This is a genomic window from Pseudomonas sp. FSL R10-2189, from assembly GCF_009600325.1.
In the GTDB taxonomy this organism is placed as follows: domain Bacteria; phylum Pseudomonadota; class Gammaproteobacteria; order Pseudomonadales; family Pseudomonadaceae; genus Aquipseudomonas; species Aquipseudomonas helleri.
Genome location: NZ_WIVZ01000005.1, coordinates 98621 through 112482 on the forward strand (window position 1 = coordinate 98621; position 13862 = coordinate 112482).

Annotated in this window: 9 protein-coding genes; 8 read left to right on the forward strand and 1 reads right to left on the reverse strand. The window is 61.9% G+C overall.

Annotation, left to right across the window (positions count from 1 at the left end):
- Window positions 1-5: 5 nt before the first annotated feature.
- Genes icmH through GHO32_RS06125 form a run of 4 tightly spaced genes read left to right on the forward strand, consistent with a single transcriptional unit; the run spans window position 6 to window position 5941 of the window.
- Window positions 6-875 carry a type IVB secretion system protein IcmH/DotU gene (icmH, locus tag GHO32_RS06110; RefSeq protein WP_048367738.1) on the forward strand — a complete coding sequence of 290 codons (870 nt, stop codon included), beginning with the start codon at window positions 6-8 and terminating at the stop codon, window positions 873-875.
- Window positions 876-888: 13 nt separating this feature from the next.
- Window positions 889-4371 (forward strand): type VI secretion system membrane subunit TssM, encoded by a 3483-nt coding sequence (gene tssM / locus GHO32_RS06115; RefSeq protein ID WP_153336088.1) that lies wholly within the window; start codon window positions 889-891, stop codon window positions 4369-4371.
- On the forward strand, window positions 4371-5099 hold the full coding sequence (locus tag GHO32_RS06120; RefSeq protein ID WP_153336089.1) for a PP2C family serine/threonine-protein phosphatase: 729 nt from the start codon (window positions 4371-4373) through the stop codon (window positions 5097-5099). Before tssM ends, GHO32_RS06120 begins: the two co-directional genes overlap by 1 nt.
- Window positions 5096-5941, forward strand: a complete 846-nt coding sequence (locus tag GHO32_RS06125; protein WP_153336090.1) for a serine/threonine-protein kinase — start codon at window positions 5096-5098, stop codon at window positions 5939-5941. The genes GHO32_RS06120 and GHO32_RS06125 overlap by 4 nt, the downstream gene beginning before the upstream one ends.
- 33 nt (window positions 5942-5974) lie before the next feature.
- Here the strand turns inward: GHO32_RS06125 and GHO32_RS06130 are convergent, their stop codons facing one another.
- Window positions 5975-8683 (reverse strand): LuxR C-terminal-related transcriptional regulator, encoded by a 2709-nt coding sequence (locus GHO32_RS06130; protein WP_153337994.1) that lies wholly within the window; start codon window positions 8681-8683, stop codon window positions 5975-5977.
- A gap of 201 nt (window positions 8684-8884) precedes the next feature.
- Between GHO32_RS06130 and GHO32_RS06135 the strand changes: the two genes are divergently transcribed.
- The 4 genes from GHO32_RS06135 to lpdA are packed head-to-tail and all read left to right on the forward strand — an operon-like array spanning window position 8885 to window position 13798.
- Window positions 8885-9847, forward strand: coding sequence for a thiamine pyrophosphate-dependent dehydrogenase E1 component subunit alpha (locus GHO32_RS06135; protein ID WP_048389391.1), 963 nt, complete (start codon window positions 8885-8887; stop codon window positions 9845-9847).
- A gap of 11 nt (window positions 9848-9858) precedes the next feature.
- On the forward strand, window positions 9859-10878 hold the full coding sequence (locus GHO32_RS06140; RefSeq protein WP_153442792.1) for an alpha-ketoacid dehydrogenase subunit beta: 1020 nt from the start codon (window positions 9859-9861) through the stop codon (window positions 10876-10878).
- A gap of 2 nt (window positions 10879-10880) precedes the next feature.
- Window positions 10881-12392 (forward strand): 2-oxo acid dehydrogenase subunit E2, encoded by a 1512-nt coding sequence (locus GHO32_RS06145; RefSeq protein WP_153442793.1) that lies wholly within the window; start codon window positions 10881-10883, stop codon window positions 12390-12392.
- An 8-nt stretch (window positions 12393-12400) separates the two neighbouring features.
- The gene (gene lpdA, locus GHO32_RS06150; RefSeq protein ID WP_153336526.1) at window positions 12401-13798 is read left to right on the forward strand and encodes a dihydrolipoyl dehydrogenase; all 1398 of its coding nucleotides are present in this window, start codon (window positions 12401-12403) and stop codon (window positions 13796-13798) included.
- The last annotated feature ends 64 nt before the right edge of the window (window positions 13799-13862 follow it).

Here is a 13862-nt window from a genome sequence, read left to right on the forward strand (position 1 = left end):
CCGCCATGCGTACGGATTCACAACACCCAACAGATGACAGCACGGTGATGGTTTTTCGCGATGGCCACACGCCTGCGACCGCAGCCCTGACCGACGTGCAGGCCCCGCCAAAAATCGAGCAACTTGCCGAACGCATGATCTATTCGGCGCGGGTAAAACCTGCCGATGCGTTCAGCGTCAGTGTCAACCCGCTGGTGGCGGCGGCCAGTGAAGTGCTGTCGTTCGTGGTGCACATCAAGCACAGCACTTCGCCAGACACGCTGGTGGGCCTGCACGGACAGCTCACTGCCGCCATCAAGGCGTTTGAGGCCAATGCCCTGTGCCGGGGCGTTGACAGCCAGCACATGATGAAAGCCCGTTACGTGCTGTGCACGGTGGTCGACGAGGCCGTGGTGACCACCCGCTGGGGCAAGGAAAGCGAGTGGTCGCAGCAGAGCCTGCTGAGCAGTTTCCATAACGAAACCTTTGGCGGTGAGAAGGTCTTTCAGGTGCTCGACCAGCTGTGCAAAGACCCGGTGTACAACCTCTCGCTGCTGGAGCTGATTTACCTGTGCCTGGCCTTGGGCTTTGAAGGCAAGTTTCGCGTCATTGAGCGCGGCATTCATGAACTCGACGGCATTCGTGATGCGCTGTACCGGCAGATCCGGCACTTGCGCGGGGACGTCCCGCGTGAGCTTTCACCGCACTGGCAAGGGCTCAAGTCACACCGCCACCGCCTGACCCGCATCGTGCCGGGGTGGTTGCTCGCGACCTTCACGGCGGGATGCCTGGTGGTCATGTTTTCGGGCTTTGCCTGGGTTTTGGGCGAGCAGCGCGACGTCGTCTTGCAGCCGTATCAACAGCTCGACACTCCGGTTGTACGAGCGCAGTTGTAATTAGGGATAGGTCATGAAAAACGTGTTGAAAAAGGTCGGTGCCTTTGTGTGCCAGACCTGGGTGTGGACGCTGTTACTGCTGCTGTCGATTGCCCTGCTGGTGTGGTGGGTGGGGCCGCTGTTGGCGGTCAATGAGCATAAATTCTGGGCGGACGCCACGGCGCGGCTGTTGACCATCAGTGCGCTGTGCCTGATCTGGGGGCTGGCCATGGTCTTTGTCAGTTGGCGGGCCGGGGGGCGTAAAAAAGAGGCCGAAGACAGCGACATCGGCCAAGAGCGCGAGCGCCGTGAAGCGCTGATCAATGCCAGCTACAAAGAACTGCGCGCACGCTTCAAAGACGCGTTGCGTACACTCAAAACCTCCAGCGTGTACCGAGGTCGCAGCGAGCGCTGGCGCGATGAACTGCCTTGGTACGTGCTGATCGGCCCCAAGGGCAGCGGCAAAACCAGCTTGCTGGATTTTTCGGGGCTGGATTTTCCGCTCAACAAAATTGATCGCAAGCTCACCCGTGACACCAGCGGCACCCGTGATTGCGATTGGTATTTTGCTGAAAACGGCGTGTTGATCGACACCGCCGGGCGCTTCCTCACCCAAGACGCCACCCACGCCGATGCCAACGGCTGGCGCACCTTGCTCGACCTGTTGCGCAAACGTCGACGCGAGCGCCCGCTCAATGGTGTGCTGGTGACCTTGCCGGTTGATGCGCTGTTCTCAAACGATGAAACCCGGTTGTCCGACCTGGCCGAGCAAGTTCGCCTGCGTCTGCAAGAAGTGCATCAAACCTTGCACATTGAGGTGCCGGTGTATCTGGTGCTAAGCCAGGCCGACAAACTGATGGGCTTCACCGAGTTCTTTGAACAACTGAGCCGCGAAGAGAGCGACCAGGTGTTTGGTGCCAGTTTTGGTGAAGGTCAGAGCGGTGCCGATGTGGCCTTGCTGCGCGCTGAGTTCGAAGCGTTATTGGGGCGGCTCAACAGCCAGGTCATCACGCGCATGCACCAAGAGCGCGACAGTCTGCGACGCGGGCGCATTCTCGACTTCCCTCATCAACTGGGCAGCATTGGCGAGCGGCTGTGCCTGTTTGTCGACATGGCGTTCACCGGCAATCGTTACCAGCGTGCCAGCCCGTTGCGCGGCTTTTACCTGACCAGCTCGCCGCACGTTAAACAAAAACTGAACCCGACCACCGCCGATGTCGGCGCGCGCCTGGATATGAAAGCCCACGTGCTGCCGACCTTGCACAGTGGCCGCTCGCACTTCGTTCATCACCTGTTAAGCCGGGTTATTTTCCCTGAGGCAGAACTGGCGGGGCTGGATAAACGCGAGCGTCGGCGCCTGCATTGGGGTCAGCGCGTGATGTACGTGGGCGCGCTGGCGGTACTTGGTGGCGTGGGTGTGCTGTGGACGGCGAGCTTTTCGGCCAACCATGAACGTTTGGATAAATTGCGCGAACTGGCCCAGCAAGGCGACAAGCAGCGCTCACTGCTAAGCCCGCGCGATGATGCCCGGGCCATTCTCGGCACGCTCGACACGCAATACGCCGCGACGCGGGTGTTCCCGTCGCTGATTGACGTGTCGCTACATGAGCGCACCGGTTTGTATCAGGGCGGCGTCAGCCACCCGGTGGTGACCCAGGCCTACGAGCGCGAGCTTCAGGCGCAGTTGCTGCCCCGTGTGGCCCAGCAACTTGAAAGCCAGATCCGTGCCAACCTCAACAACCGCGACCGCCTGCTCAACAGCGTGCGCGCGTACCTCATGCTCGGCATGCCCGAACGTCGCGACAATGCCTGGCTCAAAGCGTGGGTGGCCACGGACTGGTCAGCGCGCTACCCCGGCAATAGCGCCGTGCAGAATGGACTTAACCAGCACTTTGGTCGGTTGCTCGGCCTTACGCTGAACTACCCGCTTAACGACACTCTGGTTGCTCAAGCGCGACAAGCGTTGCGTAGTGAGTCGCTGGCCTCAGTGGTGTACCGCATGTTGCGCGAGCAGGCACACACCTTGGCCCCCTACAGCTTTGATCAGCATCTGGGGCCGCAAGGCAGTGTGTTCAGCGGCGCGGGTTATGTGATTCCGGGGTTCTACACCCAACAAGGCTACAAGCAGTATTTCTCGGTGCAGGGCGCGACGCTGGTCAGTGACATCCTGCGTGACAACTGGGTACTGGGCGAGGGCAACACCCTCAGCGCCATGGACCTTCGCAAGTTGATGGTCGAACTTGAGCAACTGTACTTTCGCGATTACGCCACGCACTGGAGCGAAGCGGTCGGGCAGTTGGCGCTACAGCCTTTCAACACCGCCCGTGAAGGCGCTGAGCAGTTTGCCGGGCTGACCTCGGCCAACTCTGCGGTGCTGCACTTGTTACTCCAAGTGCGAGAAAACACGCGCTTCCCAAGCGTGGCCGAGGCCCTTGAAACCCTGCCGCAGGCGGCCGAAAAAGCCACTCAAGCCCTGGACGCTGTAGCGGCAAACGTACCGGACACCGCCAAAAAAGCCTTGCAGCGCCGGTTCGAGCCTTTGCACCGTTTGCTGGATGAAAACGACGGCCCGGCCGCCGACCTCATTCCTGCCTTGCAGGGGCTCAACGACGTGCAACTGCAACTGGCCGGCCTTGCGCGTGCCAGCACACCGGACCAGGCCGCCTTCGACATGGCCGCGTCGCGCATGACCGGCCAGCGCGATGCCCTGAGCCAACTGCGTCAGGCGTCGCAACGCTTGCCGAGCCCGCTCAACGGGTGGTTCAACGGGGTGACTGAGCACACCTGGCGTCTGGTGCTCAGCGACACGTATCAATTTATCAACCAGCGTTATCAGCGCGAGTTGTACGGCTTCTACGTGCGGGCGATCAAACAGCGTTATCCGTTTAACGCTCATAGCCACAGCGACGTGGCCCTGAATGACTTCCGCGAGTTCTTCCGTGGGCAAGGCATCAGTGATCGCTTTTTCGATACCTACATGCGGCCTTTTGTCAGCGGTGAAGCGGGTAATTACCGTCTGCGCAGCATGGACGGGCAAGGCTTGCCGATGGCCAGAACCTACCTGGATCAAATGGCCGCGGTGCACGTCATTCGCCAAAGCTTCTTTGCGCAAAACCCGGCAGAACCGCAGGTGCAGTTCACCCTCGAACCCTACAACCTGGACTCCAGCGTGAGCCGCTCCGAGTTTCGCTTTGGCAACCAGTCCATTGAATACCGGCATGGCCCGATCGTACCGATGACCTTGCAGTGGCCCACCGAAGCCGAAAACGGCCGCACCAGCCTGGTCATGGAAAAAACCGTCGGGCGCCCGGTCGGCATCGAAAAAAGTACCGGGCCCTGGTCGTTGTTCCGCTTGCTGGACCTGATGCAAACCGACTACCTGAGCGGGCGCGATGTGATGGTGCTCAAGGCCGATGTGGGCGGGTTGCGCGCCAACTACCTGCTGATGAGCCAGCGCACACCCAACCCGTTTGATATGGACGTGCTGCGCAGCTTCCGTCTGACCGAGCAACTGTGATGGTGCCAGCACTGCCATGGCGCAGCGCGGCGTGCACCGATCAGGGCAAGGTCCGTGAGCGCAACGAAGACGCCATTCTCGATTGCCCACAGCAAGGGCTGTGGGCCGTGGCCGATGGCATGGGCGGCCATCGGGCGGGCGACATCGCCAGCCAGATGATCGTCACCAGCCTGGGGGAACTGACCCAAGTGCAAACCTTTGACCAGCGCCTGGACGCCGTGCGTCAGTGTCTGCATTGGCTCAACCGGCGCATGGGCCAGGAGCTCACTGTCAGCGATCAATATGCTGACAACCTGATGGGCAGCACCGTGGTCGCGTTGCTGCTGGAGGGGCAGCGGGGCGCCTGTGTCTGGGCGGGCGACAGCCGTTGCTACCTGTGGCGTGGTCGGCAGTTGTACCAACTGTCGCGGGACCATTCGTTGCAGCAACAACTGATGGATGAACACGCCATGAGCAGCGGGCAGGCGCAGGCGCAACCTGGTGCCCGTGCACTGACCCGCGCAGTGGGCGCCAGCGAGCATTTGAACTTAAGCGTGGTCGAGCTTGAAGTGCTGCCCGACGATGTGTTTTTGCTGTGCAGCGATGGCTTGTACCAGAACCTCAGCCACAGCGAGATGGGCAACGCGCTGAGCCTGATCTCGCCGCAGGTGGCGCTGGCGCGATTGTTTGACGGCGTGCTGCGCGGTGATGCACGCGACAACATCAGCGCCGTGGTGATTCGCCAATGAGCGCACTGCCAACCGTGCTCGGCGGGCGGTATTGCATCGAGCGCTTGCTGGGCGCGGGTGGCATGGGCACGGTGTATCGGGCGCGTGACCTGCTTCAGGAACAGTTCGGTGACCCGCAGCCTTACGTCGCCCTGAAAGTGCTCAGCGAAGCCTACGAACAGTCACCGGATGCCAGCGCCTTGCTCTTCAACGAGTACGCGCTGATGCGCCATTTGCACCATCCCAACGTGCTGCGTATCTACAGCTTTGACGTCGATACGACGCACCAGCGGGTGTTTATGGTGATGGAGTTATTGCGCGGTCCGACCCTGGACCGTTTGTTGTGCGAGCGCCCGCTGGGGTTGGGGTGGTCTGCGTTACAGGAAATCGCCTTGCCATTGCTCGATGCTGTGGCCCACGCCCATGAGCGCGGCGTGCTGCACGGCGACCTCAAACCGAGCAATGTGTTGCTGAGCGAAGACGGCGTGCGCTTGTTCGACTTTGGCCTTGGCCAGGCGCAGGCCGGAACGCTGGACGGCTTGGCGCCGGTCAGCCGAAGCCGCGTCAACGCCTGGACACCGGGTTACGCCGCGCCTGAAATCCTTGAAGGTGCCGCGTTGACCTGCGTTGCCGACGTGTATGCGCTGGGCTGTTTACTCTATGAACTGGCCAGCGGCAAACACCCGTTTAACCGAAAGCCTGCCATCAAAAAGCGCCTCAAACGCCCAAAAAACTTGCCCCGCCACGCCTGGCGCGCCGTGCGTAAAGCCCTGGCATTGGACCCAACCCAACGAACCATCAGCGCCGCCCAACTGCGAACAGCCCTGGCAACCCAACCCGGTTTTTTCGCCAGACTCTTGTAGTCGCTGCCGAGGAACGAAGGCTGCGATAGGTACCTACCCCAACAAACACAACTTCTGCGCCCGGGTGATCGCTTGTATGCGGCTGGTGACGTGCAATTTGCTGAACAGGTTTTTCAGGTGCCATTTCACGGTCTCTGCCGAAATGTCGAGGCTGCGGGCGATTTGTTTGTTGGCCTGGCCTTGGGCAATCAAACGCAAAATCTGCAACTCGCGCTCACTCAAACTCGGCTCGCGGCTGTCGAGGTCTTCGTTGCCAATACGCGGATCGAGGTTTTCCTGCAGGCCGCGCAGGTAGTGCGCAACTTCACCCCGCGCCGTTTTCACCGTGGCTTCAAGCAACACCGGCATGGCGTCACCGGCATCCAGCACACTGCGCCGCAAATGTTGCCGACACGCCAGGTTAAGCAGCGGTTGCAAGGTGTTGACGGCACCCGCCGGGTCGCTTGGCCATAACGCACACGCCAGCGCAGCGCGGCTGCGGACGGCGCGCAACAGTTGGCCCTGACGCTCGTCGTCTTGCAGCAGGGCTTGCCACAGGGTGGCGGCCAGGCGCCAGTTTTTTTGCGCCGCGGCGATATGGCAGTGCGCTTCAGTGCGGGCACGGGTGATCTCGGCATGCGCCCGATGCGGGTCCAGCGCCTCGAACTGCGCCTGCAACTCCAACGCCTGCGGCAGTTGCTCACACGCAAGGTGAATGCGTATTTCCTCCACCAGCAGCCAGGCTTGTAACCGGGACCAGCGGCGCAGGGTTGCCAGTTGCTGCGCATGCTCCAGCAGGTAGCGCGCCTGGGTCGGCTCGCCCATCAGCAGCGCCCGGCGGGCGAGGCTGGCGTAGGCGCCAAACAGCGCGTCCAGCGGGGCGTTGGCGTCGATCTGGCTCAAGCGCGGCGTCACCAGCGTTTGCAGCGCTTGCCACTCACCGCGCTCGTACAGCACCTCGCCCAAGAGTGCCGCCAACGTCGCGCTGCCACTCGATTGCGGGCCGGTGAGGTCTTCAGTCGGGGTCAGCGCCAAGCGGTAATACTGCTCGGCACTGTGTAAATCGGCTTGGCGAAAGTGGCTCAGCCCCAGCACAAAGGCACGGTAAACCGTCACAAAGAGGTTGTGCGAGGGCGTTGTCGGGCACGGCATATGGCGCTGTACCGCTTGCGCCTGAGGGTAATGGCCTTGGGTCATGTAGCCATAACTGAGGATGTTGCAAATCAGCCCGTCAACCCAGGTATCGCCACACGGCACCTGCGCCAGCAACGGCTCAACGCGCTTGATGCTTTGGCTGATATTTTCAGCGAAGGCCTCGGTAATTGCGCCGATCACCTGGTATTTGATGGTCAGCCGCGAGCAGGGCTGCGGCGTGTTGAACAGCGGCCGCAAGCTGTCGAGCAAGCCCCTGGAAGCCGCGAAATGAAAGTGATGGCCCAACGCCCACGCGAGGTTCAGTTGCAGGTCGATGCGCTGCTGGTCCAAGGGCAGGCTGGCGATCTCGGGCATCTGCTGCAACCAGCGCACCAGCGTCTCTACATCGCCTTCTTCGGCCAGCGATTGCGCGCCTTGATGGGCACAATCGCTGCGGCTGCCCAGTTGGCCAGCGGCCAGCGCATGGCGAATCGCCTCGGCCCAGTACTGGTGTTTGGCCAACCAGTTACTAGCGCGTTCATGCAGGTGCACCACGTCAATATCGCTGTGCTGCAAGCGCTCGCTCAGGGTCTCGACAAACAGGGCGTGGTAACGAAACCAGTGGCCCTGGCTGTCCAGCGAAAACAAAAACAGATTGTGCCGTTCAATCTCGGCCAGCATGTCATCCGCGTCGTCGTGCTCTGTCACGGCATTGCACAGCGACGGCGTGAGGCGCCCGAGGATCGAGGTCTTTAACAAAAATTCTTGTAAGCGCACCGGCAGCGGCGCCAGCACCACGTCGTACAAATACCGGCCGATCTGCCGACTGCCCAGGTGCATGCGGTTGAGGTTGCGCAACGGATCGCTGGGCGCCAGTGCGGCCATTTGAATCCCGGTGATCCAGCCTTCCGTCAGGCTCAGAACCCGCTGCAACTCGGTCGCAGGGAAGCGCTGAGGGTTGGCGCTGGCCAGATAGCTTTGGGTTTCTTCGACGTTGAAACGCAGGGCGTTGGTGTCGATTTCAAGCAACTGATTGTGCGCCTGCAAACGGCTCAGCGGCAGCGCCGGAACACTGCGGCTGCCCACCAGCAAGTGGAAACAGTCGGGAGCATGCTGCAACAGCTGCTCAAGGTCGCTGACGATGCCGGGGTGGTTGAGCAGGTGCAGGTCATCGAGCACCAGGTACAAGGCGTTTTGCCTGGGCTGCATCAGGTTGATCAGCTCGCGGATAAACCGGCTGTCGGCCAGCGCGAGGCTCTCGGTCAGGGCCGCCACCGGCTCCAGCGGTTCGCCACTGGCCTGGCTCAAGGCCGCCAGCACATAGCGGCGAAAGGTCTGCGGGGTGTTGTCCTGCTGATCCAGGCTGAGCCACGCCACGCTGTGGCCCTGCTCCAGCAAATGCTGGCGCCACTGCCCCAGCAACGTGGTTTTGCCAAACCCGGCGGGCCCGCACACCAGCGCCATGCAGCGTTCTTGCATCAGGCTGACTTTTTCCAACAGGCGTGTCCGTGTCAGCACCGTACGCGCCGAGCGCGGCGGTACCAGTTTGGTGCCGATCAGCGGTAAGCCGTGGTCAAGACCAAAGGCCGTATGGCGCTCGATCGGGTTGGAAAAATTGGCCTGGGTCATTGTTTTTATACATCCCTCTAGCGTTTGGATGACGCCGTCCCTGGGGGGCTCAAGAGTACCCCCCGGGGGAGTGAGTGGCGCCCCCCCATACGGGTAGTTATGGCTGCGACTTTAGACTCTTACCGTAAGGGAACGCCATCGTCGATCACTACAAGGTGTTCGATAAACCCAATAAAAAAGCCAAGACAAGAGGGCGAACCCATGTCGCTTAGCAAGTCAGAACTGCTCAAGGCCTACCGCAAAATGCGCGAAATTCGCGTGTTCGAAGAACGCCTCCATCAAGAGAACACAACGGGTGATATCCCCGGTTTTATTCACCTTTACTGTGGTGAAGAGGCCATTGCGGTGGGGGTGTGCGAGAACCTCAAAGACACCGATTACATCGGCTCCACTCACCGTGGTCACGGCCATTGCATTGCAAAAGGTTGTGACATTCACGGGATGATGGCAGAAATTTTTGGCAAGGATTCTGGCCTGTGCCGAGGCAAGGGCGGCTCGATGCACATCGCCGATTTGAGCAAAGGCATGCTCGGCGCCAACGCCATTGTCGGTGGCGCGCCACCCCTGGCCATCGGCGCGGCTCTGACGGCAAAAACCTTGGGCAACGGCGGCGTGGCCGTGTCGTTCACCGGTGATGGCGGTTCTAACCAAGGCCTGGTGTTCGAAGCCATGAACATGGCCGTGGTGCTGCAACTGCCGGTCATCTTCATGTTTGAAAACAACGGCTTCGGTGAAGCCACCGGCCACGACTATGCGGTGGGTGGGCGCAACATTACCCAGCGCGCGGCAGGTTTCGGCATGCCGGCGGTCAAGGTGGATGGCACAGACTTCTTTGCGGTATACGAGGCGGTGAGCGAGGCCGTCGAGCGGGCGCGCAACGGTGGCGGCCCCACCGCCATCGAAGCCATTGCCCATCGCTGGTACGGGCACTTTGAAGGTGACCCGATGCTGTATCGCGCAGACGGCGAAGTCGAGCGCCTGCGCCAGGAAAGCGACCCTTTGAAAATCTTCAGTCAACACGTTGCCGGTCAAATCTCCCCAGAAGAACTGCAAGCCATCGACGACGAGGTCACGGCCTTGGTCGATGACGCCGTGGCCAAGGCCCGCGCCGCTGAGTTCCCTGCGGTAGAAAACCTGCTGACCGACGTTTACGTGTCTTACTGAGGAGTTGAACCATGGCAATTCGTACTTATCGTGAAGCGGTCAAAGAAGCCCTGGCGCAAGAAATGGCGCTCGATGATCGTGTGGTGCTGATCGGCGAAGACGTGTGCGGCGGTCAGGCCGGTACTGCCGAAGTGGGCAGCAAGGGCGAAGCGTTCGGCGGCGTGCTGGGCGTGACCAAAGGCCTGTGGACCGAGTTCGGCTCGGCACGGGTGATCGACACCCCGATCACCGAGTCGGCGATTATCGGCATGGCGGCGGGCGCGGCAATGACCGGGCTGCGGCCAGTGGCCGAGCTGATGTTCATGGACTTTTTCGGCGTGTGCCACGACATGCTCTACAACCAGGCGGCCAAGTTCCGCTACATGTTCGGCGGCAAGGCCAAAGCGCCGATGGTGGTGCGCGGCATGATCGGCGCGGGCTTCTCGGCAGCGGCGCAACACTCGCAGTCGCCGTACCATATTTTTGCCACCACGCCGGGCCTCAAAGTGGTGGTGCCGTCGACGCCGTACGACGTTAAAGGCTTGTTGATCCAGGCGATTCGCGACGACGACCCGGTGGTGTTCTGTGAACACAAAGCGCTTTACGACATCAAGGGCGAAGTACCCGAAGAGCCGTACACCATCCCGTTCGGCGTGGCCAACTACACCCGCGAAGGCACCGACGTGACCATCATCGCGCTGGCTGCCATGGTCCACAAAGCCAACCAGGTGGCCGACAAACTGGCCGCCGAAGGCATCTCGGTTGAAGTGGTCGACCCGCGCACCGTATCGCCGCTGGACGAAGACGGCATTCTGGAATCCGTGACCTCCACTGACCGCGTGGTGATTGTCGATGAGTCGGCGGCGCGTCTGGGCTTTGCCCACGACCTGGCCGCCCTGATCGCTACCAAAGCGTTCTACCAGCTCAAAGCGCCGATCATCATGGTCACGCCGCCCCACACGCCCGTGCCGTTCTCGCCGGTGCTGGAGCAGGCGTGGATCCCGAGTGTCGACCGCATCGAGGCCGCCGTACGCAAAGTGATGGAGGCCTGACCATGAGCGAGATCAAAATCATCGAGGTGCCTAAATGGGGCCTGTCGATGGAAGAGGGCACCCTGAACAACTGGCTGATTGAAGAGGGTGACAGCTTCAAACAGCATCAGGAACTGTGCGACATCGAGACCAGCAAAATCTCCAACGTGCTGGAAGCGCCATTCGACGGTGTGCTGCGGCGTAAAGTGGCGCAGCCGGGGCAAACCTTGCCGGTGGGCGGGTTGCTGGGCGTGGTGGCCGATGCGTCGGTGAGCGATGCCGAGATTGACGCCTTTATCGCCCAGCGGGGCGTGGCTCCAGCCGCTGCGCCAGAGCAACCACCCGTGGCCGCCACCGCACCTTCCGCGCCTGCTGCCCCCGCCGTAACGGCCAAAGCGCCTGCACCGGCACCAGCGGCCAAAACCAGCAATGGCTGGCAAGTGCCGCAAGCCTTGCTCGGTGCCAGCGCCGACCCGGTGTTCGCCACCCCGCACGCCCACCGTTTGGCCAAAGAGCTGGGCATCGACCTGAGCCGTGTCACCGGCACCGGCCCCACCGGGCGCATCAGCGTGGCCGACATCGAGCAGACCGTGAAGGACCACGGCGGCAAGGTCGCCACGCTGCAACCGGCGCAGCGGGCAGACAGCCCTGCGCGTTCGCGGGCCGATGACAGCCAGATCGTGGCCACCCCGTTGGCGCGGCGTCTGGCGGCCAAGCTGGGGGTTAACCTCAACGACTGCCGTGTGACGGGCAGCCGTGGCCGGGTCAGCAAGGTCGACGTACTGGAAGCCCACGCTGCGCAAAACCCAGTGGCGGCGGCACCTGTACAAGCGGTTGAGCAGGCCCCGGAAGCCGAAGTGCTGCCCATGAACGGCATGCGCAAAGCCATTGCCGCGCGCCTGCAAGAATCCAAACGCACGGCGCCGCACTTTCGCTTGCAGGCCGATCTGGACCTTGAAGCGCTGCTGGCGCTGCGCAGTGAAATCAATGCCTCGGCCCCGGCGGTCAAACTGTCGGTCAACGATCTGTTGATCAAGGCAGTTGGCCTGGCGCTGGTCAAAGTGCCGGACGTCAACGTGCAGTTCGACGAAGCGCGCCAGGCCGTGCTGCGCTTCAAAGACGCCGATGTGTCGGTGGCGGTGGCGCTGCCCGGTGGTTTGATCACGCCGATCGTGCGTCAGGCCAATCGCAAAAGCCTGTCGAGCATCTCGCAAGAAATGCTCGACCTGGTGACCAAAGCCAAGGCAGGCACGCTCAAGCCCGAAGAGTTCCAGGGCGGCACGTTCAGCATCTCCAATTTGGGCATGCTCGGGGTCAGCCAGTTCGACGCCATCATCAACCCGCCCCAAGGCGCGATTCTGGCCATTGGCGCAGGCGAGCAGCGGGTAGTCGCGCACAACGGCCAACCCGCCGTGCGCACGCAAATGACCGTGACCTTGTCGTGTGATCACCGGGTGATTGACGGTGCGCTGGGGGCCCTGTTCCTCAAGGAACTCAAGCGTCTGGTGCAGACCCCCAGCCTGATGATGCTCTAGGAGCCACCATGACCGATAAATACGATGTACTCGTCATCGGCGGTGGCCCCGGCGGTTACGTGGCGGCTATTCGCGCCGCCCAACTGGGCCTGAGTACGGCCTTGGTCGAGCAGCAGCACTTGGGCGGCATCTGCCTGAACTGGGGCTGCATCCCCACCAAAGCCATGCTCAAAGGTGCCGAAGTCGGGCACACCTTGAAGCACCTGGACACCTTCGGTTTTAGCGCTGACAACATTCAGTTCGACATTGCCCAACTGGTGGCCCACAGCCGTGGGGTGTCGCGCAAGTTGACCGGGGGTATTGCCTACCTCCTGAAGAAAAACGCCGTCAAGGTCATCGACGGGCGTGGCCGCGTCAGCGCCAAAGGCGTGGTCACCGTCACCAGCGACACCGGCGAGGCGCAGTATCAGGCGCGGCATATCATCCTCGCCACTGGCGCACGGCCAAGGCCGTTGCCGGGGCTGGTGGCCGACGGGCAAAAAGTCTGGAGCTACTTCGACGCGCTCGTGCCCAAGACCGTGCCCGAGTCGCTGCTGGTGATCGGCTCGGGCGCCATTGGCGTCGAGTTCGCCAGCCTGTACAGCGACCTCGGCAGCCAAGTGACGCTGGTCGAAGTGGCCAAGCAAATCATGCCGGTCGAAGACCACGACGTCGCCAGCCTGGTGCAGCGCGAGTTCGAACAACGCGGCATTCGCGTGCTGACCCAAACCAAAGTCAGCGCGGTACAAGGTGAAGTCGGCGCGCTGCAATGCCGGCTCACCCTCAGCGATGGCAGCGAGCAGACCGTGCACGTGGCGCAAGTGTTGTTGGCGGCGGGCATTCAACCCAATACCGAAGACATGGGCCTGGAAGCGCTGGGCGTGGAGTTCGACAAAGGCTTTATCAAAACCGATGCGTGGTCACGCACCAGCGTGGCCGGGCTGTATGCCATCGGCGACGTGGCGGGGGCGCCGTGCCTGGCGCACAAAGCCAGCCATGAAGGGGTGATCTGCGTCGAGAAACTGGCGGGCGTAGACGGCGTGCACCCGCTCAACAAAAGCCGCATTCCCGGCTGCACCTATGCCCGGCCCGAAGTCGCCAGCCTGGGGCTTACCGAAGCGGCAGCGCGCAGCAAAGGCCACAGCATCAGCGTCGGCCGTTTCGACTATCAGGCCAACGGCAAAGCGCTGGCCATGGGCGAAAGCACCGGCTTTGTGAAAACCATTTTTGACAGTGAAACCGGTGAATTGCTGGGCGCCCACATGGTGGGCCCGCACGTGACCGAACAGATCCAGGGCTTTGGTATCGCCCAGGCGCTGGAGGCCACCGACGCGGAGCTCAGCGAGGTCATCTTTGCCCACCCGACGCTCAGCGAAGCCATGCACGAAGCCGTGCTGGCGGCCAGAGACCGTGCGCTGCATCAATAGACACGCCAGCGGTCTGGGCTATGGTTCAGACCGCTGATCTTGCTAACGGTTGAAAGGAGTCCAA